A 20,462-nucleotide genomic window follows, 5' to 3' on the forward strand; every position below is an offset into this window, starting at 1 on the left:
TGCGCTCAGCTGGACTTCAATACTCGTGCCAAGGCCGCGTCGAGAATGCCCAGCGCTTCATCGATCTGCTGCTCGGTGGTCACCAGCGGGGCGAGGAATCGCAGGACGTTGCGGTACACGCCGCACTTGATCACCAGCAGGCCACCGAGGCGCGCCTGGTCGATGATCTTCTGGTTGAGGTCGGCGTCCGGGCTGCGTGCCGCGTCGTTTTTGACCATCTCCATGGCAAGCATGAAACCCGTGCCGCGCACGTCGCCAATACAGGCGTAACGCTCTTTGAGCGCGAGCAGACCGGCACGCAGGCGTTCGCCCAACTGTTCGCCACGCGCCAGCAGGTTTTCCTGCTCATAGGTGTCGATCACTGCCAGTGCCGCGGCGCAGGACAGGGCATTACCGCCGTAGGTGCCGCCCAGGCCGCCCGGAAGCGGTGCATCCATGATCTCTGCACGCCCGACCACGCCCGACAGCGGCATGCCGCCCGCAAGGCTCTTGGCCACGGTCACCAGATCAGGCTGGATACCCGAATGCTCGAAGCCGAACCACTTGCCGGTACGCCCGAAACCGGACTGGATTTCATCGGCAATCAGCACGATGCCGTGTTGTTCGGTCAGGGCACGCAAGGCCTTCATGAACTCGACCGGCGCAGTCAGGAAGCCGCCGTCGCCCTGCATCGGCTCGATCAGAATCGCCGCCACACGCTCCGGTGCGACCTGAGTGGCCAACAGTTCGTGCAACGCCGCCAGCGCCACGTCGGTGGTCACGCCGCGGTATTCGTTCGGGTACGGCGTGTGGAACACTTCGGGGGCCATCGGGCCGAAATTCTGTTTGTACGGCTGGCTCATGCCGGTCAGCGTGGTGCCGAGCAGCGTACGGCCATGAAAGCCGCCCCGGAACGAGATGATCGCCGGGCGATTGGTGTGGGCGCGGGCGATTTTCACCGCGTTTTCCACGGCTTCGGCGCCGGAGGTGAAAAGCACGGCCTTGTGATCGATACCGCTCTGGCCTGCGATCAACAGGCTCAAGCGTTTGGCCAGGTCGATATAGGGCTGGTAGGAGGCCACCTGAAAGCAGGCGTGGGTGACTTTGGTCAGTTGCGCCTGAATCGCCGCGACCACGTTGGGGTGGTTGTGGCCGATGTTCAACACGCCGATACCGCCGACGAAATCCAGATAGCGCTTGCCATCGACGTCCCACAATTCAGAACCCTGGGCACGGTCGATGACCAGCGGGTGGGCCGTGACAATGCCACGCGGCACAAACTGGTCGCGCTGGCGGATCAGATGAGGGGTGTCGTCGACTTTGCTGTTCATGGTTTTACCTATCATGGGCCAGGCAGCCGGCGGGGGTGGCTGCGATGTTGTTCAGGTTAAGCGTTCAGCGAAATGATCTACGCCGAACTTCGCCCCTCAAAAGTCCATATCGACTGTTTTTCGCATTGCAAACGGCAGATTCCTTCATGCCCGCAAATCACCATGCAATCTGCCGGGCAGCGGCGCTTTTCGGACTTTAGAGGGGCCTGGAAGCAGTCCTTTTCGACAGATCATGCTTTGCTTTTACGGCATGATGGGGCTCATCTTTCATGCTCAGGAAACGCCCATGCCCGCCCTGCTCTACAAAGCCGATCCCGCACGTGCCGAACGCTGGCGCGTCCTGTTTGCCGAGCACGCGCCGGACATTGAATGGCGGGTATGGCCAGACATCGGTGACCCGGCCGACATCCACTATCTGGGCGCCTGGCTGGCGCCCGATGATCTGCAGGAACTGCTGCCCAACCTGAAAGTGCTGTTTGCCCTGTCGGCGGGTGTGGACCAGCTGGACCTGGGCCGTATTCCGAAAGCACTGCCGGTGGTGCGTCTGCTGGACCCTGGCATCAGTCACGCGATGTGTGAGTACGCGACCTTCGCCGTGCTGAGCCTGCATCGGGAAATGCTGCGTTATCGGCAGCAGCAGGTTGAAGGCGTCTGGAAAGCCCACCCGCTGATACCGGCGAACCAACGGCGAGTCGGCGTGATGGGGCTGGGCTTGCAGGCGCAGCATATTCTGTCGAGCCTCAAACCGTTCGGTTTCCAACTGTCGGGCTGGGCGCGCAGCGCGCATCGAATCGACGCTGTGCAGTGCTATGCCGGGGAAGAGCAACTGGACGCATTTCTGGGGCAGTGCGACATTTTGCTGTGTGTCCTGCCGCTGACCGGCCAGACCGAAGGCATCCTCAATGGCCGGCTTTTCGAGCAACTGCCCGAAGGTGCTGCACTGATCAATATGGGCCGTGGTGGGCATCTGGTGGAAGCGGATCTGATTGAAGCGCTGGACAGCGGCCAACTCAGCGCTGCAGTGCTGGATGTGCTGCAGCAGGAACCAGCGTCAGCCGACCATCCGTTCTGGAACCACCCGAAGATCCTGCTGACCCCGCATGTGGCGGCCATGACCCAGCCGGAAAGCGCCTTTCCTGGCCTGCTCGATAACATCCGCCGCTTTGAACGTGGTGAAGCGATGCAAGGACGGGTGGATCGCGGCCAGGGTTACTGACGGATGATCGTTCCCACGCTCCGTACCCAGCGTCATACACAAGTCTGCTTTTGATTCTGGCCGGAGGCCGTAGGAGCGAACCGGGCGACGCTTCGCTTGTTCGCGAAAGCTGCCTCAACTGCCACGCCTGGCAATCGACCTCAACGGCATGGTTGCGCGCTTCGCGCTTTGATCCTCGAAAACGGGCGTTTTATGTCCGGAAGCCAGGTTGTGTGAACGCCAGTCTTCGCGAACAAGTTCGCTCCTACGCCCTTCGGGCAGAAGCCAAGGCGAATACAGTCTGCTTTTGATTCTGGCCGGAGGCCGTAGGAGCGAACCGGGCGACGCTTCGCTTGTTTGCGAAAGCTGCCTCAACTGCCACGCCTGGCAATCGACCTCAACGGCATGGTTGCGCGCTTCGCGCTTTGATCCTCGAAAACGGGCGTTTTATGTCCGGAAGCCAGGTTGTGTGAATGCCAGTCTTCGCGAACAAGTTCGCTTGTATGGTAAGACTTGAAGGGAGGAGGAGGGACTTAGTTCGCTTCTGACTGTTCGCGCAGTACAGACCCGTAGGAGATTTCACCCCTCCTCCTTTCACCCAAGCGCCGATAAAGAATGCTTAAGGCTCACAACCTACGATAGAAACAAGCCTGCGCCTCTGGGTGGCCCCTTCAAGTCTGTAAACCTTATCCCCGAGGAGGCGTTATGGCAATGCGGGTTACTCTGGAAAAACCGATCATCGGTGTAGATGTCGCCAAGAATGAGCTGGTGATCTACCACGATCAATATGATCGACTTGAGGCAATCCCCAATACCAAAGTCGCCATCACACAATGGCTGAAGGCCTTGGCGAGCAGCTGCGCCATCGCCATCGAAGCCACTAACGTCTATCACGTCCTGTTCGCGGATGCGGCCCACGAAGCAGGCTGTGACGTTTATATAGTGGATGGCTATCAGCTCAGTCATTACCGTAAAGGCGTCAACATACGCGCCAAAACCGATGCCCAAGATGCTCGTTTGTTGGCCCGATACCTGAAAAACGAGCTTGATGAGTTGCGGCCCTGGATACCTGCGAGCCCGCTTTATCGGCAGCTTCTGAGCCTGTTCCGACGTCGTGCAGCCTTGGTTCAGGCTCGTACTGGCCTGGTACAAAGCTGGACCAACGAGCCTTTTCTGAGAACAGCGTTCGCCAATCAGGTCAACTCGATGAAACGATTTGAGGCGCTCGTTGAAAAGAAGATTCGCGATGTACTGCAGGAAGCCGGGCTGATGAGGCAGGTCAACCGCTGTATGAAAGTAGAGGGGATCGGCTTTCTGACTGCAGCTCGTTTGGTCACTTCTTTTCAGCGAGGCGAGTTCAGCGGAGCGAACGCCTTTATCGCGTTTCTTGGGCTGGACCTGAGAGTATCCAAATCAGGGCAAAGTGATGGACCTCGTCGATTGACCAAACGCGGCGATCCAGAAGCCCGACGGTTGCTGCACAACGCGGCTATGTCCGGGAGCCGTACGCCGGCCTGGAAGCCTTTTTATGAAGAGCAGAGAAAGCGTGGCTTTAGTACAACTCAAGCGCTGGTCATGCTCTCCCGAAAGTTGGCTCGAGTAGTCTTCGCTCTGTTAAAGAACCAGAGCGAATATCAAACAAAAGTGGCTTGAGGGCTTTCCCAAAACCATAGAATCTCCTACGCCCTTCGGGCAGAAGCCAAGGCGAATACGGTCTGCTTTTGATTCTGGCCGCAGGCCGTAGGAGCGAACCGGGCGACGCTTCGCTTGTTCGCGAAGGGGACTCGCTGTTTTCTCCGCCTCTACAACCCGCCCACATGAAACGCCTTCACTTCCAGGTATTCATCCAGTCCGTAGCTGGAGCCTTCGCGGCCCAGGCCGGATTGTTTGATGCCGCCGAACGGCGCGACTTCCATGGAGATGATGCCGGTGTTGAGGCCGACCATGCCGAACTCCAGCGCCTCGCCGAAACGCCATGAGCGGCGCAGGTCCTGGGTGAAGTAATACGCGCCCAGGCCATAAGGCGTGGCGTTGGCCAGTGCCAGCGCTTCGGCTTCATCTGTGAAGCGCATCAGCGGTGCGACCGGCCCGAAGGTTTCTTCGTTGGCCAGCAGCATGCCCGCGTGGGTGTCGCCCAATACCGTGGGCTGGACGAACTGGCTGGTGCCGTCGGGAGAACCGCCGTGCAGCAGTTTCGCCCCCTGGCTCAGTGCATCGTCGATATGCCGGGCGACTTTGCTGACCGCCGCAGGATTGATCAGCGGGCCGATGGTCACGCCCTCTTCCAGTCCGTTGCCGACCTTGAGCTTGCTCACTTCTTCCACCAGCCGTGCAGCAAAACGGTCGTAGATGCCGTTTTGCACCAGAATCCGGTTGGCGCACACGCAGGTCTGCCCGGCGTTGCGGAATTTGCTGAGCATGATGCCCGTCACCGCCTGTTCCAGGTCCGCGTCGTCAAACACGATGAAGGGCGCGTTGCCACCCAGTTCCAGGCTCAGACGCTTGATGTGTTCGGCGCTTTGGCGCATCAGCAGACGGCCGACCGGCGTCGAACCGGTGAAGGAAATCTTGCGTACTACCGGGTTGCTGGTCAGCTCTTCGCCAATCCCGGTGGGCATGCCAGTGATGACGTTGAACACCCCGGCAGGAATGCCCACGCGTTCGGCCAGCACCGCCAGCGCCAAGGCTGACAAGGGCGTGAGGTCCGATGGCTTGACGATGATCGGGCACCCGGCAGCCAGGGCCGGCGCGCACTTGCGGGTGATCATGGCGTTGGGGAAGTTCCACGGTGTGATCGCGGCACAGACACCCACTGGTTGCTTGAGGGTCATCAAGCGACGGTCTGCGCTGGGCGCGGGAATGGTTTCACCGTACGAGCGGCGCGCCTCCTCGGCGAACCATTTGACGAAGCTGGCACCGTAGCGGATCTCGCCGCGCGACTCGTTCAGTGGCTTGCCCTGCTCAAAGGTCATGATCAGCGCCAGGTCTTCGACGTTGTCGAGCATCGCCTGATGCCAGCGCTCCAGCAGCGCCGCGCGTTCGGCTGCGGGACGTGCGCGCCAGGCCGGCCAGGCGCGATCAGCCGCTTCGATGGCGCGCAGGGTTTCGACGCCCTGCAGGGCCGGCACCTGCGCCAGCGCCTCGCCGGTGGCCGGGTTGTTGATGGTCAGGGTGGCACCATCGTCAGCGCTGATCCATTGCCCATCGACGTAGGCGCGGTCTACCAGCAGGCTGGGGTCTTTCAACTGATTCTTGAGCATGATCAAGTCCTGTTCCGGGATGACTGCCAGTCTAGGCAGACGCCACAGTCCAGGATGCTGAAAGCGCGATAACGGCAGCGTCCGATGCTGAAATTTGCCTGCGGACGGCAGCCTCTACTGCTTCAACGACCCCAGCAGACTCTGCAAAAAGCGCTCGCCTGCGTCCATCTGACTCTCGTCGATAAACTCGTCCGGCTTGTGTGCCTGCTCGATGGAGCCTGGCCCGCAGACCACCACCGGCACGTTCAGGCGCCCGGCGAACAGACCGCCCTCGGTGCCATACGAGACCTTGATGTGCTGTGTGCCCGGTTCGGCAAACGCATGCAGCAGGCGCACTGCCTCAACGCTTGGATGGGTCTCCAGCGCCGGGTATTCGTTCATGACCTCGATCTCGATGTCTGCCACCCCCGACAGCTGTCGCGCTTCACGTACCAGCACCTCGGCACGCTCGCGCAATTGCTCCAGCAACGCATCGGGGTTGTCGCCCGGCAGGTTGCGGTACTCGAATTCCATGGTGCACAGGTTGGGCACGATGTTCAGCGCCTTGCCGCCATCGATACGGCCGATGTGCACGGTGCTGTAAGGGATGTCGTAACCCTCGTCACGCGCGCCTTGCTGTTCGATCTGCTTCTGGCTCTTGCGCAGTTCGGCGATGAAATCGCTGGCCAGGTGAATCGCGTTGACCGCGCGCGGTGCCAGCGAGGAATGCGCCTCCTGACCTCGACAGAAGGTGCGATAGGACGCCTTGCCCTTGTGGCCGACGGCGAACTGCATCAGGGTCGGCTCGCCAACCACGCACAGAAACGGACGTACCGGTGCCAGATGCAGGACATCGAGCAGACGCCGCACACCGACACAGCCGATCTCTTCGTCGTGGGACAGCGCCAATTGCAGCGGGCGCATCAGGGTCATGTCTGCGGCATCGAGCATTGCGTCGATAGCCAGGGCGATAAAGCCCTTCATGTCGCAGGTGCCACGGCCGTAGATGCGCCCGTCACGCAGGGTTGCCTGAAACGGTGGCATGGTCCACGCCTGACCGGCCGCAGGAACCACGTCGGTGTGGCCGGACAGCAGCACGCCCGGTACATCGCGCGGGCCGGTGCTGGCGAACAGGTTGGCTTTCTTGCCGGTCTCGTCCTTGACGATCAGCGACTCGATGCCTTTGCTGGCCAGCAGTTCGCGGACGTATTCGATCAGTGCCATGTTCGGCTCCGACGACACGGTGTCGAAGGCGATCAGACGCTTGAGGATTTCCAGTGCGCGGGGGCTCATGAGGCTTTACTCGTCTGTTCGGTGAAGTTATCCACAAGGCTGACGTCAAAACGGCGAATGTCGAACGGGCTGATCGAGGTGCTGGTAGCACCGGTACTGATCAACTCGGCCATCACGTCGCCCACGCCCGGACCGAGCTGGAAGCCGTGGCCGCAGAAGCCGAACGCATAGAACAGGCCGTCGATCTTGCCGCTGCGGCCCATCACCGGCAGCGAGTCCGGCGTGTAGCCTTCGATGCCGCTCCACACGCGGATGATGTTCAGGTTGCCGACACCGGGCAACAGGCGACGCATCTGCTGCACCTGATTGACGATGCTGCGCGGCTCGACATAGGCGCGGCGGTTGATCATGTCCGGCTTGCTGCGAAAACCCCCGCCGATGATGATGTTGCCGCGGGCGATCTGCCGGAAGTAGATCACTTCGTGAGGGATTTTGGTGAACACGCCGATCACTGTCGGCAGTGCATACGGCACCGGCTCGGTCACGGCCATCTGCGGACCATGGGTGTCCAGCGGCACGGATTCGCCAAACTGCGTGGAGAGTTTCTGTCCCCAGGCGCCAGCGGTGATCAGCAACTGATCGGCGCTGAAAATGCGCCCGTCAGTGGTGGTGACTTCGAATTCGTTACCGACCTTTTCCACATGGGCCACTTCGGTACGCTCTTCGATCCGCGCCCCGGCCCGAATCGCGGCGCGGGCAAAGGCAGGTGCAGCCAGACGCGGGTTGGCGTGGCCGTCGTGCGGCGCATAAGACCCGCCCTTCACGTCGGGGCCAAGAAACGGAAAGCGCTCGTGCAGCGCTTTCCCGCTATAGATTTTCAGGTCCAGCTCACGGGCTTCCGGGGCTGCTGCGTAGGCTTCCAGCTCGGCGATTTCGTCCTCGCGATAGCAGACGCGCATGTGGCCGCTGGGCAGAAATTCCAGGTCTTCACCGATCAGCTCCGGCAGCCGCTGCCAAAGGGCTCTGGAGCGGTTGGCGAGTTCCAGCTGACCGAGATGCCGGCCCTGACGTCGCACGTTGCCGAAGTTCACGCCGCTGGCGTACTGACCGATCACGTCGCGCTCCAGCAGCGTCACTGACTTGCCGCGCTGGCGCAGAAAGAACGCTGATGCCGAGCCCATGAAGCCGCCGCCGACAATCAGTACGTCCACTTTTGGCTGCTTCATGATGTCACCTCGTCGATCAGCATCGACAACGGTTTGACCGGTGCCTGACCGCGCTGACGACCGACCTGTTCGACCGGCACGCCTGCTTCGGCTGCGATCACCTCGGCCCCGGCCTGCGAGCAGTAACGGCCCTGGCAGCGGCCCATGCCGACGCGACTGAAAGCCTTGGCGCGGTTGACTTCGCAGGCGCCCTTTTCTCGTACGACGCCGCGCAATTCGCCTGCGCTGATCATCTCGCAGCGGCAGACAATGGCGTCATCGGGCAAGGCAGCCGCCTGGGCCGCAGGCCACGGAAACGCTTCGGCCAGCCCGACCCGAAAGCGGTCCATCGCCACCAGACTCTTGCGCACTTCTGCCTGACGCGAGTTATCCACAGGCAGGTCAAGGTCTTCCAGCAACGCCATCGCCACCAGTCGCCCGGCCTGTTCCGCCGCATCGGCGCCACGAATCTTCGCGCCGTCACCTGCGGCGTAAAAACCTTTGACCGAGGTACGCCCCTCTTCATCGACTGCCAGCAGCCATTGCCCGGACGCTTCGTCGAAGCGTAACTGGCAGCCGGCCAGATCAGCCAGCTGGGTTTCCGGACGCAGGTGATAACCCAGCGCCAGGGCATCGCAATCGACGTTCAGCGCGGTGCCATTGGCCAGCTTCACACGCACGCCGGTCACGCCGTCCTGTTCGCTGCCGATGATTTCCTCGGGCTGCACGCCCAGATGCACCGGCACCCCGGCGCTGTACAGTTGGCCCAGCAGTTTCATGCCGTTGAACAGCAGACCGGGACGCGCCAGCAATTTGGGCATCGCGTGGACGCGTTTGCCGAACGGTGAGGTGTCGAGCACTGCAGCGACGTCGGCGCCGGCTTTGACGTATTGGCTGGCAACCAGGTACAGCAGCGGACCGCTGCCCATGAACACCACGCGATTGCCAATCGAGACCGATTGCGACTTGAGCGCAATCTGCGAGCCGCCGAGGCTGTAGGTGCCTGCCAACTGCCAGCCCTTGATCGGCATCAGACGGTCGGTGGCCCCGGCACACAGGATCAGTGCGTCGTATTCGACCACGGTGTGTATGCCCTGACTGGCACAGCACAGCTCGCCGTGGGTCAGGTTCCAGGCCAGGGTGTCGGGGCGGTAATCGATCTGCGGGCGCAAGCGATCGAAGCTTTCATGCAGGTCACGCGCTTTGGCCGCTTCGGTGCCATACAGCGCCGAATAATCGCGCTTGAAGCCTTCTGGCTGACGGCGATAGATCTGCCCGCCGTCACGCCGGTTTTCGTCGATCAGGATCGGTTTGATGCCCGCAGCCAGCAAGGTTTCGGCGCAGCGGGTGCCTGCCGGGCCGGCGCCGATGATGACCACTCTCGGGCTGTCAGGGTTGCGAACGTCTAACCGTGAAGAAGTGGCCATTTCGCCTCCGGTTGGGTGGTGACGATGTCGAGTCCGTCGCGGACTTCATTGGAGCAGGCGCGCAGCCGCTCACCGCTGCGGGTCCAGACCCAGCAATCCTGGCAGGCCCCCATCAGACAGAAACCTGCACGGCGTCCCGGGTCGAACTCGGACTGGCGTAACGTGGCCTTGCGGGTCAGCAACGCCACCATCAGCGTATCGCCCTGTAATGCCTCGATAGGCGCGCCATCGACCATCAGGCTCACGACCGGGCGATCACGCTCGCCCAGCCTCACAAAACGGCCATTCATGCGTAAGCTCCGACGATTTCAGGATTCAGATTTTCTTGCACGGCCTGCAGCTCGTCGCTGTCGCGGTGGCAAAGGATTTCGCTGCCACCTGCGATCACGCGGCGTCCCGGCGCGGTCTTGTTGCACAGGCCTTCGATTCGGGCCGGGCAGCGATTGAGGAAGGTGCACAGCTCCGGATTGTTGGCCGGTGCGCTGATGGGCGGCAGGTTGCCGCTGGTTACACCGCAGGTTTCCAGCCAGCCCTGACGCAGTTCCGGCACCGAATGCACCAGTAGATCGGTGTAGGGGTGGAACGGCATTCGGCTGAAGGCTTCGCGGCTGCCCTCTTCGACCTTGTGGCCGCTGTACATCACCACGATGTCGTCGCACAGAGCGCGAACGGTGGAGATGTCGTGGCTGATGAACAGGTAGGAAACCCCCAGCTTGCGGCGCAGTTCGCCGAGCAGTTCAAGGATGCAGGCACCCACCACGGTATCCAGTGCCGAGGTCACTTCATCACAGAGAATCAGGTCCGGCTTGGCCGCCAGCGCGCGAGCCAGGTTGACGCGTTGTTTCTGCCCGCCCGAGAGTTCGTTGGGACGCCGCTCGGCCAGCTCGCGGGGCAGGCGCACCAGGTCCATCAGTTCATCGATGCGCTCGCGCAGGGCCCTGCCCTTCAGGCCGAAATACATCTTCAGCGGGCGCGCCAGAATTGCGCTGATACTGTGCATCGGGTTGAGTGCGGTGTCGGCGTTCTGGAACACCATCTGGATGCGCCGGAACTGTTCTTCGGTACGACCCGCCAGGGTGCCGGACAACTCGGTACCGTCGAACGTCAGGCTGCCATGCGCCGGGTCCAGAAGACCGGCGACCACACGGGCCAGCGTCGATTTGCCCGAGCCTGACTCGCCGATCACGCCGATGGCCTGACCACGGCGGATGGTCAGGTCGATGTCTTCCAGCACGCGAATCATCGGCATGCCCTGCAGGTTCTTCTTGCCGTAGCCCGCCGTCAGGCCCGTGATGGTCAACAGCGTGCTGTCCTTGGCCACTTCGCTGGCCGGGCTCAGCACTTTATCCGGACGCGCCGCCGCCAGCAGGCTGCGGCTGTAGGCATCCACGGGTCCCTTGAGCAGCGCGGCGGTGCTGCTGGTTTCGATGATCTGCCCACCGTTGAGCACCACGATCTGATCGGCCATCTGCGCCACCACCGCAAGGTCGTGGGAGACATAAACCGCAGTGGCACCCCGGTCACGGACTACCCGCTTGAATGCGCGCAGCACGTCGATCTGCGTGGTGACGTCCAGTGCCGTGGTCGGCTCGTCGAGGATCACCAGCAACGGATCACTGATCAGCGCCATGGCCGCCATGACGCGCTGTAACTGGCCGCCCGAGACCTGATGCGGATAACGTCGACCGATGCTTTCCGGATTGGGCAGGGCCAGATCGCGGAACAGCTCGACCGCCTTGGCTTCCAGTTCCGCGCGGCTGCCCAGGCCGTGAATCAACGCACCTTCGATCACCTGATCGATCAGCTTTTTCGCCGGGTTGAAGGCCGCTGCGGCGCTTTGCGCAATGTAGGAAACGCGATTGCCACGCAGGCCCTGCAATTGGCTTTCGGGCAGGCTGAGCATGTCGTGCTCGCCCACTTGAACCACCCCGCCGGCCAGCTTGCAACCGCGTCGGGCGTAACCCAGCAGGGCTAGCGCGATCGTGGTCTTGCCGGAGCCCGACTCGCCGATCAGTGCCAGCACTTCACCTTTTTCCAGCGCAAAGCTGACGCCTTTGACAATCTCCAGCTCGCCATGGTCGCCATCGGCAACTACGCGTAGGTCTTGCACACGAATCAACTGGCTCATCTCAATGCCCTCCCGAACGACGACCGCGCCGCGAGGCCAGCCGGTCGATGAGCAGGTTCACGCCGATGGTCAGGGTGCCGATGGCCAGTGCCGGGATCACGATGGCCGGCGCGCCCTGGCTGAGGCCACCGATGTTCTCGCGGACCAGCGAGCCAAGGTCGGCGTCAGGCGGCTGTACACCGAGCCCCAGAAAGCTCATGCCGCTGAGCAGCAAGACGATGAAGCCGAAGCGCAGGCCCAGGTCGGTCATGACCGGGTTGAGCATGTTCGGCAGGATTTCCCGGCAGGCAATGTAAATACGGCCCTCGCCGCGTGTGCGTGCCACTTGCACGTATTCCAGCGCCTCGATATTCACCGCCATGCTGCGCGCGATCCGAAACGCGCCTGGTGTGTAGCTCAGCACCGCCGTGCAGATCAGCAGCACCTCGGACGAGCCGAATGCCGAGACCATGATCAGCGCCAGCATTTTGCTGGGGATCGAGATGAACGCGTCCATCAGGCGGCTGATGATTTCGTCCAGCCATTTTGGCGCGACCACCGACAGCAGCGCGCACAGCGTGCCGATGCCGCTGGCCAGTACGGCAGAAATCAATGCCAGGCCGACGGTGAAGCGCGCGCCGACCAATACGCGGCTGAGCATGTCGCGACCCAGGTAGTCAGTACCGAATGGATAGGCTGCGCTCATGTTTTCGAACATGTTGTCGGAGACCACTTCGCCCACCGGATGCGGTGCGAGCCAGGGGCCGAACAGGGCGACCATCAACCAGATGAAGCACACCGTTGCGCCCAGCAGGCCAAGCCATGAGGTCGGACGGGACACCTTTTTGCGAAGCACCGGTTGCGGCGCCGCAGGCGTCGATTTCGCAATGAATTGAGTCATTGGTTTCTCAGCCTCGGATTGGAAAGAATTGCACACAGGTCGGCCATCAGCACCAACCCAAGGTAAGCGGAGCAGAACAGCATCGTGCAGCCCTGCACCAGGGCCATGTCACGGTTGGTCACGGCATCGACCATGAGGCTGGCGATGCCGGGATAGTTGAAGATGGTCTCGACGATGACGACGCCGCCGAGCAGATACGACAGGCTCAGTGCCACGGCGTTGACGATCGGTCCGATGGCGTTCGGCAAGGCATGGCGCAATACGATACGCACCGGGCTGACGCCCTTGAGGCGCGCCATTTCCACATACGCGCTGTCCAGCTGGTCAATGACCGCAGCGCGAGTCATGCGCGCCATCTGCGCCACGATCACGCAGCACAGGGTCATCACCGGCAACGCGTAGGTGCGCATGAACTGCCAAGGCGAGCTGACATCGGCGCCGTAGGACAGCGCGGACAGCCAACCCAGATTGACGGCGAAAATCAGCACCGCCAGCGTTGCCACCAGAAACTCGGGCACGGCGACCAGTGACAGGGTGATGAAATTCAGCGCGCTATCCAGGCGACTACCGCGGTACATCGCTGCGCCAATCCCCAGCGCCAGCGCTACCGGCACCGATACCAGCGCGGTGGTGGCCGACAGCATCAGCGTTTTCGGGAAGCGTCCGGCAATCAGCTCGGAGACCGGCATCGCGTTGGAGACCGATTCGCCGAGGTTGCCGCTGAGCAGGTTGGTCAACCAATGCAGATAACGCACCACACCGGGTTGATCCAGGCCCAGCTTGATACGCAACGCCGCGACCTGTTCAGGCGTCGCGAATTGCCCAAGGGCCTGCTGCGCTGCGTCTCCAGGCAACACCGCGGTAATGGCGAAGACCACGATGGAAACGATCAACAACGTCACGATCGCCGCGCCGAAGCGCTGCACGATCAACCAGAGTGTGTTGCTATTCATCTGCGTCCTCCTGCTCGGTTCAGCGTTGCTATTACGCGTCCAGCCACACCTGCTCGCTGAACATGTAGCCCATGAAGCCGCCCAGCGGGTTGCTGGAGTAGCCCTGGACACGCTTGTCCACACCGTCGATGTTGCTGATGAACACAGGGATGCCGACGCCGCAGTTCTGGCTGACCAGAGCCTGCATGTCGCCATACATTTTGCCGCGCTTGGCGTCGTCGGTTTCGCCACGGGCCAGCACCAGCAACTGATCGAACTGGTCGTTTTTCCAGCCGGATTCGTTCCACGGCGCTGTGGACTGGAAGAATTGCGAGAAGATCACGTCGGCGTTCGGGCGCGGGTTGATGTTGCCGAAGCTCAGCGGATGCTTCATCCAGTGGTTGGACCAGTAGCCGTCGCTTGGCAGACGGTTGACGTTGAGGGTCAGACCGGCCTGCTTGGCGGACTGTTGCAGCAGCACGGCAATGTCCACCGAACCGGTCGCAGCAGGCGACGCCGCCACGGCCATGGTGATACTTTCCATGCCGGCTTTCTTGAGCAGGAATTTGGCTTTTTCCGGGTCGTAGGCGCGCTGTGGCAGGTCAGCGTTGAAGTAGCGCGAGCCTGGCGAGATCGGATGGTCGTTACCGACGCGAGCATAGCCACGGAACACCGCTGATTTGACCTGCTCACGGTCCAGCAGGTACTTCATGGCCTCGGTGAATTCCGGACTCTTGCCGGGCATCTGGTCCTGACGAATGATCAGGTCGGTATAGTTGCCGGACGGGGCATCGACCACCCGGTGTTTGGCGCTGGCGGCAATGCGTGTGGTCGAGCGCGGATTGACCTCGTTGATCATGTGTACGTCGCCGGAGAGCAGCGCGTTGACCCGCGATGGCTCGTCGGCGATGGCGATGAATTCGATCTCGTCCAGGTACGGCAGGCCCGGCTTCCAGTAGTTGGGGTTGCGCGCACTGACCGAGCGCACGCCAGGGTTAAATTCCTTGACGGTGAACGGCCCGGTGCCGATGCCTTTGCTGAAGTCGGTGGTGCCTTCAGGCACGATCAGCAGGTGCGAGACCGCGAGGATCGACGGCAGCTCGGCGTTTGGCGAGCTGAGGGTGATCTGCACTTCCAGCGGGCCGGTGGCCTTGATCTCGGAAAACTGCGCCATCAGTGGCATGACTTTCGAACCGGTGGCCGGATCCTTGTGGCGCGACAGGGAGAACACCACGTCACCAGCGGTCAGCGCCTTGCCATTGTGGAAGGTCACGCCCTGGCGCAGGGTCACGGTCCAGACCGTCGCGTTGTCGCTTTCGATCTTCTCGGCCAGTTCCATGTGCGGCACCAGATGGCTGTCGAAACGCGTCAGGCCGTTGTAGAACATGAAATGACGCACGTAGTCGGTGGACAGCGCGCCCTTGGCCGGGTCCAGCGTATCGGCGGTAGAACTGGACATGCCGGCAACCCGAATGCGGCCGCCCGGTTTGCCTTTGACAGGGGCATCCGCGTCGTCGGCAAAGACCTTGCCGGCCGCGCCGAACAGGCTGGTGGAGCCCGCCGCAACTACGCCTGCAACACCCAGCATGCGCAACGCATCGCGCCGTGACAGGCCACGATTGAGACCTTCGAAAACCCGCAGGCTGTCTTGGCCTGTGATCAACGCGGAGTCGGTTTTTTTATCAGCCATATCAGTTCTACCTGTCGAAAAGGGAAAATTCCGAATTGCTCACGGTTGGCCGGAGCGTCCTTCAAGCACACACGATGACGGTCAGACGAACACTCAGTGGCGGCTGTCCTGATAGCGGTAATAAGCGCCTACCAGCGGCAGAAACCATGGTTTGCCGAAATGGCCGGGAATGGCTGGCCAGCTCAGGTCTTTCCAGGGATTGGCCTGTGCCTTGCCTTCCATGACTTCGGCCATCATCCGCCCCATGTGCACCGACATCTGCACACCGTGACCGCTGTAACCCATCGAATAGAAGACCCCGTTGTGTTCGCCTGCACGCGGCAAACGGTCGGAGGTCATGTCCACCAGCCCGCCCCAGCAGTAGTCGACCTTGACGTGTGCCAGTTGCGGAAACATCTGCACCATGGCCGCCTGCAACACCTTGCCGCTTTTGGCGTCTGAGCTGCTGTTGGACATGGCGAAGCGTGCGCGTCCGCCGAACAGCAGGCGGTTGTCCGGTGTGAGGCGGAAATAGTTGCCGATCAAACGGCTGGTCACGTAAGCGCGCTGGTGGGGGAACAGTTGGTCGATCAGCGCTTGCGGCAATACTTCAGTGACGATGACGAAGCTGCCGACCGGCACGATGCGCCGGCGATACCAGCCCAGTCCGCCATGCTGGCAGGCACCGGTCGCCAACATCAGCTGGCCGGCCTGGATCGAGCCTTTCGAGGTGTTGACCACAAAGCCGCCACGGTTGGCTTTCCAGTCTTTTACCGTCGCGTTCTGATACACCCTTGCGCCATGGCGCACGGCCGCATCGGCGAGACCCAGACCGAAACGTCCGACATGCATCTGTATGCCGTTGCGCTGCAGCAGGCCACCGTGAAACTCGTTCGAATCGATTTCGGCGCGCACGTCCTGAGCCGATAGCAGCTCGACGTCAGCATCGACTTCGCGGCGGATCAGCTCGCAGGTGCGCGCCAGTCCTTCGTAATGCCCTGGCTTGGCCGCCAGCTTGAGCTTGCCGTTACGCTTGATGTCGCAGGCGATGTTTTCCTCCTCGATTACGGTCACGACGCTCTGCACCGCGCTTTCATAAGCCTTGTAATACTCGCGTGCCTGATCGGCACCCAGGGTTGCGCTCAACGACGCGTAGTCCTGGGCCACGCCGGTATTGCACTGTCCACCATTGCGGCCCGACGCTTCGCCGATCACCCGGCCTGCTTCCAGAACCACCACGCTGGCACCTTTCAAGGCCAATGCACGCGCCGCCGCAAGGCCGGTGAAACCGCCACCGACCACCACCACGTCAGCCTGCCCCTCCACTGCGCCGTCCTGCGCGCCGGTAAAGTCTGGAGCCGTATCGAGCCAGTAAGACTCACTGCGCATATCGTTCCCCTTGTCACTCATCGAAGAGCACCTTGAAAAATGCCGGTTTTGCGCGGGTTGCCCAGCCTAGAGGCCGACCAGCCCGGCCAGTCCGCCGATATCCGGGATCTGGTGGTATTCGTAAAAGCTGTTGGCGGGCTGTTCATGACCGCGAGCCACAAACGCCTTGTTTTTGATTTTCATGTCGTGGGCCGAGAACAGGTCATAACGGAAGCTCGAGGACACATGCAAGATGTCTTCCGGACCGCAACCCAGGTTGTCGAGCATGAACTCGAAGGCTGCCAGACGCGGCTTGTAGACCTTGGCCTGGTCAGCGGTGAACACCTTGTGAAACGGTGCACCGAGCTTTTCGACGTTGGACATGATCTGGCTGTCGCTGGCGTTGGAGTAAATCACCAGCGGGATCTTGTCGGCGATTTTCGCCAGACCGGCGGGCACATCGGCGTGTGGGCCCCAGGTTGGTACGGCGTCGTAATACAGCTGGCCTTCTTCGCGGTATTCAACGTTCCAGCGCTTGCAGGTGCGCGCCAGTGCGACTTTCAGGATTTCGTCGTATGGCATCCAGTCACCCATGACCTGATCCAGACGATACGCCGAAAAATCCCTGACGAACTGATCCATCTGTTCAGCCGGAACGCGGTCGGCAAACAGCTCGCGCGTCATGGTGCCCATATGGAAATTGGTCAACGTGCCGTAGCAGTCGAACGTAATGAATTTTGGTCGAAGAAAGCTCATTGTGTGCGGTCCTGAAAGTTCGTTGAGGTCATGGCATGACGAGCAATCCGGCCTGATATCCAGGGGCGGTGATGCACGCTGCAGCACAACCTCATTACAACACCGTGAAATCAGCATATGGCGTTAAAAGTGATGGCTGCTTGATAGAAACCACCGTTTTGAGGTGCGCGCTCAGCAGACTTTGCGGGGCGCTCCAGCCTTGGGCAGAGCCCTGTTTTCGGCGCTTTTATGACCCTTTTCAGGGCGCTCGGGCTCAAACACGCGGGTTTGCGCCGCAGAAACTGCGCCGCGTCGGTGGTTGGCGAGTGACAAATGCCGGCAGCTATATAAAGAGCCTGAACGCGGGGTAAAAAACCTAAGCATTTGCTGCCGGAGGCCCGGTCGATTTAAGCAGTAACTGTGGTCTGGCGAACGGCACTTCGTGGAATCTGCCGAATGCGCGCAGCCCTCTTGTCACCGCCTGCAGCAGATGGGATACAGCAAGCCTGGCGCATCCTTTTATTGCCTGTGCATCCTTCTGGACGGAGACACGTCATGCTCGCTCAGCAACGCCTCGACTTTGAATTTCGCCCCATGACCGCAGCCGATGTCGGCAACGCTCATGAGTTATCCATCGCCCTGAAGTGGCCGCATCGACTTGAGGACTGGGCCATGCTGCAGCGTGTCGCCCAAGGCTTTGTCGCGGTACACAATGGGCGTTTGATCGGCAGTGCCTTTGCCTGTCATCAGGGCGAGTTTTCCACCATCGGCCTGGTGATCGTCAGTGACGATTACCAGGGCAAGGGCATTGGTCGCAAGCTGATGGAGTTGGCCGTCGGCAGCGTCGCGCCGCGCACGGCGGTCCTCAACGCCACGCTGGCAGGTGCGCCGCTCTACGCGAAGATGGGGTTCGTCAGCTTTGGCGAGATCCAGCAGCGTCAGGGGCAGGCGCAACCGCCCGACACCACCGAACTGAAGGCACAGGAACGTTGCCGGGGGCTGAGCGAGGCTGACCACCCTCGTGTGCTGGAACTGGCCAACGCCGGTTCGGGTATGGACCGCTCGGTGACGCTGGGCGATGTGCTGAACAACCTTGAACACGCTGTCGGCATTGAGCGCGACGGCCAGTTGCAGGCCTTTGCCCTGCTGCGCCCGTTCGGTCGTGGCCTGTGCATCGGCCCTGTTGTTGCCCAGAGCGTTGACCAGGCCAGGCACATGATTGGAGAGCTGCTGGCCCGCGTGCCTTATGCCTTCGTACGTATCGACATCCCGACCGACAGCGGCCTGGCTGACTGGCTGGAGGAAGCCGGCCTCAAGCGCGTCGACAGCGTGACCTGCATGAGCATGGGCGCAGTCCCGCAAGCCACTCAGGGCGTGCGCCAGTTTGCGCTGATTACCCAGGCGATCGGCTGATCGCCCGTAAGCACCTCATCGTGCCAGTGCTCTCGCAGAGCGTCACGAAATGCATTACCACGCAGAGCGCTCATCGTTATACATAAGTCCTGGAGAGCCCCGAATACGTGCTTTTCAGGCTTCGGCCCGCAGGGCGTAGGAGCGAACTTGTTCGCGAAGGCAGGCGATCATACCGGCCCTTTCGCGAACAAGTTCGCTCCTACGGCCTCCGGCCAGAAGCAAAAGCGGATTTGTGTATAACGCTGAGTCCGGAGCGTGGGAACGATCATCAACGCTTCAACTTCAGGAGCCCGACCCGATGCCCCAACCCACTGTTTTGCTATTGGCCCGCGCTGACCTCAGCCCGGTCGACACCGAATTCACCACTGGCCCCATCGATGCGCATGACTCGTTCGATAATGAGCGTCGCACAGCGTTCATCGATGATCAGGGCATTGCGGCCGGCCTCGTGCACTTCGGCACGTCACTGTCAGTGGCAGCCTACCCCTACACCGAAATGCTGGTGATGCATCGGGGGTCCGTCACCCTGACCTCCGGCACCGAGAGCCTCACCATCAAGACCGGTGAAAGTGCCGTGATCGGTCGCGGCACTCAAGTACGTATCGACGCGCAACCGGACAGCCTCTGGGCGTTCTGCGCGTCCACCCAGGCCAGCGGGCCAGACAAACCCGGCATCACCGCGCTCGATCGCCTGGCCATGCTCACGCCGTCTTCACCGCCAGACCCGGCGATCATGATCAGCGCGCTGCCACAATGCCGCAGCAACAACCTCTTCGAAGACACCGCCAGCACCCTGCGTATCGGCGTGTGGGACTCGACGCCCTACGAACGCATCTCGCGGCCGCACAAGATCCATGAACTGATGAACCTGATCGAAGGCAGCGTCGAGCTGAGTCTGGAAAACGGCCCGAGCCTGACCGTGAACACCGGCGATACCGTATTCGTCGCCCAAGGCGCGCCCTGCAAATGGACCAGCACTGCGTATGTGCGCAAGTTTTATGCGGTGACGTGAAGTAGAACGACGTGCTGCTTCGCCCGACGACTCTATTCAGCAGGGAGCTTGGAATGGAGCGATGGGAAAAAGCTATGTGGATGAATACAACGAAACCGGCAGAAGCACCCAAACACTGGTGATGCTTCTCGCCCGCTACATTATTCTTTCAGGCCCAGCACATAGAACTTGCTGTCCACCGCGATCAACGGAAAGCTCGCAGGCAGGTCCTCCTTCGTGATCTCTCTAAAGCCGTGCTTTTCATAGAAGCGATGCGCAGCGTGAAACTTGTCGGTCGTGCCCAGGAATACTTCGCTGACGCCCTTGCGAGTTGATTCCGCGATCAGGCGCTCGAGCAGTCTGGCTGCAACGGAGAATTCCCGGCCGCGAAACGGGGCGGCGACAAACATCTTGCGCAGTGCTGCCTGGCCTGCGCCGATGTCCCTGAGACCGATGCTGCCGATGATCTGATCGTCTTGTACCGCGACCCAGAAATCCCCTGTGCCGGTCTGGTAAAACGCCGGGATCGCTTTCAGGTCAGGCTGATCTTCGGCGGTGATGGGAATACCGAACTCTTCACGCTGGATCGGCAGGATCATCGCCGATACACCTGACTCGTCGCTCGGCACGAAACGCCGTATCTGAATCCCGTTTACGCCCACAACACACCTCCTGGTCATCGTCCTCAGTGGAAATCAGTATTCCAGACAAGCAAACGCCCCGACAAGTCGAGGCGT

The 20,462-nt window shown here is 61.4% G+C and carries 17 protein-coding genes; 4 read left to right on the forward strand and 13 right to left on the reverse strand.

The window, feature by feature from the left end; all coding sequences use genetic code 11:
* Positions 1-5 precede the first annotated feature (5 nt).
* Positions 6-1,310: a 4-aminobutyrate--2-oxoglutarate transaminase gene (gabT, locus tag JOE39_RS20350; protein WP_210078347.1), complete on the reverse strand. Its 1,305-nt coding sequence runs from the start codon at positions 1,308-1,310 to the stop codon at positions 6-8.
* Positions 1,311-1,596: 286 nt separating this feature from the next.
* Here gabT and JOE39_RS20355 point away from each other — a divergent pair, with 286 nt between their 5' ends.
* Positions 1,597-2,526, forward strand: coding sequence for a glyoxylate/hydroxypyruvate reductase A (locus JOE39_RS20355; RefSeq protein ID WP_210078345.1), 930 nt, complete (start codon positions 1,597-1,599; stop codon positions 2,524-2,526).
* A gap of 684 nt (positions 2,527-3,210) precedes the next feature.
* A complete protein-coding gene (locus JOE39_RS20360; RefSeq protein ID WP_063314422.1) occupies positions 3,211-4,158 on the forward strand; it encodes an IS110 family transposase in 948 nt (315 codons plus the stop codon).
* 149 nt (positions 4,159-4,307) lie between these two features.
* Here the strand turns inward: JOE39_RS20360 and JOE39_RS20365 are convergent, their stop codons facing one another.
* The 11 genes from JOE39_RS20365 to JOE39_RS20415 form a co-directional block, all read right to left on the reverse strand.
* The gene (locus JOE39_RS20365) at positions 4,308-5,765 is read right to left on the reverse strand and encodes an NAD-dependent succinate-semialdehyde dehydrogenase (protein WP_003437314.1); all 1,458 of its coding nucleotides are present in this window, start codon (positions 5,763-5,765) and stop codon (positions 4,308-4,310) included.
* Between the two features lie 114 nt (positions 5,766-5,879).
* Positions 5,880-7,037 carry an acetylornithine deacetylase gene (argE, locus tag JOE39_RS20370; protein WP_003425778.1) on the reverse strand — a complete coding sequence of 386 codons (1,158 nt, stop codon included), beginning with the start codon at positions 7,035-7,037 and terminating at the stop codon, positions 5,880-5,882.
* Positions 7,034-8,203, reverse strand: a complete 1,170-nt coding sequence (locus JOE39_RS20375) for an FAD-binding oxidoreductase (protein WP_210078343.1) — start codon at positions 8,201-8,203, stop codon at positions 7,034-7,036. Before JOE39_RS20375 ends, argE begins: the two co-directional genes overlap by 4 nt.
* Complete coding sequence (locus JOE39_RS20380) at positions 8,200-9,609, reverse strand: FAD-dependent oxidoreductase (protein WP_057445586.1); 1,410 nt, start codon at positions 9,607-9,609, stop codon at positions 8,200-8,202. The genes JOE39_RS20375 and JOE39_RS20380 overlap by 4 nt, the downstream gene beginning before the upstream one ends.
* On the reverse strand, positions 9,588-9,899 hold the full coding sequence (locus JOE39_RS20385) for a (2Fe-2S)-binding protein (protein ID WP_003318115.1): 312 nt from the start codon (positions 9,897-9,899) through the stop codon (positions 9,588-9,590). The genes JOE39_RS20380 and JOE39_RS20385 overlap by 22 nt, the downstream gene beginning before the upstream one ends.
* Entirely contained in the window at positions 9,896-11,737 is a 1,842-nt protein-coding gene (locus JOE39_RS20390; protein ID WP_210078341.1) for an ABC transporter ATP-binding protein, read from the reverse strand. Before JOE39_RS20390 ends, JOE39_RS20385 begins: the two co-directional genes overlap by 4 nt.
* A gap of 1 nt (position 11,738) precedes the next feature.
* A complete protein-coding gene (locus JOE39_RS20395) occupies positions 11,739-12,617 on the reverse strand; it encodes an ABC transporter permease (protein WP_003425791.1) in 879 nt (292 codons plus the stop codon).
* Positions 12,614-13,570, reverse strand: a complete 957-nt coding sequence (locus JOE39_RS20400; RefSeq protein ID WP_003318112.1) for an ABC transporter permease — start codon at positions 13,568-13,570, stop codon at positions 12,614-12,616. Before JOE39_RS20400 ends, JOE39_RS20395 begins: the two co-directional genes overlap by 4 nt.
* Before the next feature lie 31 nt (positions 13,571-13,601).
* Positions 13,602-15,239: an ABC transporter substrate-binding protein gene (locus JOE39_RS20405; RefSeq protein WP_003318111.1), complete on the reverse strand. Its 1,638-nt coding sequence runs from the start codon at positions 15,237-15,239 to the stop codon at positions 13,602-13,604.
* A 93-nt stretch (positions 15,240-15,332) separates the two neighbouring features.
* Positions 15,333-16,607, reverse strand: coding sequence for an FAD-binding oxidoreductase (locus tag JOE39_RS20410; RefSeq protein ID WP_024663736.1), 1,275 nt, complete (start codon positions 16,605-16,607; stop codon positions 15,333-15,335).
* Positions 16,608-16,673: 66 nt separating this feature from the next.
* Complete coding sequence (locus JOE39_RS20415) at positions 16,674-17,342, reverse strand: haloacid dehalogenase type II (protein ID WP_003344523.1); 669 nt, start codon at positions 17,340-17,342, stop codon at positions 16,674-16,676.
* Positions 17,343-17,876: 534 nt separating this feature from the next.
* On the opposite strand from JOE39_RS20415, the gene JOE39_RS20420 reads away from it, so the two are divergent.
* Together JOE39_RS20420 and JOE39_RS20425 are read left to right on the forward strand one after the other, a co-directional pair.
* The gene (locus JOE39_RS20420) at positions 17,877-18,734 is read left to right on the forward strand and encodes a GNAT family N-acetyltransferase (protein ID WP_210078339.1); all 858 of its coding nucleotides are present in this window, start codon (positions 17,877-17,879) and stop codon (positions 18,732-18,734) included.
* A gap of 298 nt (positions 18,735-19,032) precedes the next feature.
* A complete protein-coding gene (locus JOE39_RS20425) occupies positions 19,033-19,746 on the forward strand; it encodes a cupin domain-containing protein (protein ID WP_010408443.1) in 714 nt (237 codons plus the stop codon).
* Positions 19,747-19,886: 140 nt separating this feature from the next.
* On the opposite strand, the gene JOE39_RS20430 is transcribed toward JOE39_RS20425, so the two are convergent.
* Positions 19,887-20,387: a GNAT family N-acetyltransferase gene (locus JOE39_RS20430; RefSeq protein WP_195765702.1), complete on the reverse strand. Its 501-nt coding sequence runs from the start codon at positions 20,385-20,387 to the stop codon at positions 19,887-19,889.
* Positions 20,388-20,462: the final 75 nt, after the last annotated feature.

This window comes from Pseudomonas sp. PvP100 (genome assembly GCF_017833055.1).
GTDB classification, from domain to species: Bacteria; Pseudomonadota; Gammaproteobacteria; order Pseudomonadales; family Pseudomonadaceae; genus Aquipseudomonas; species Aquipseudomonas syringae.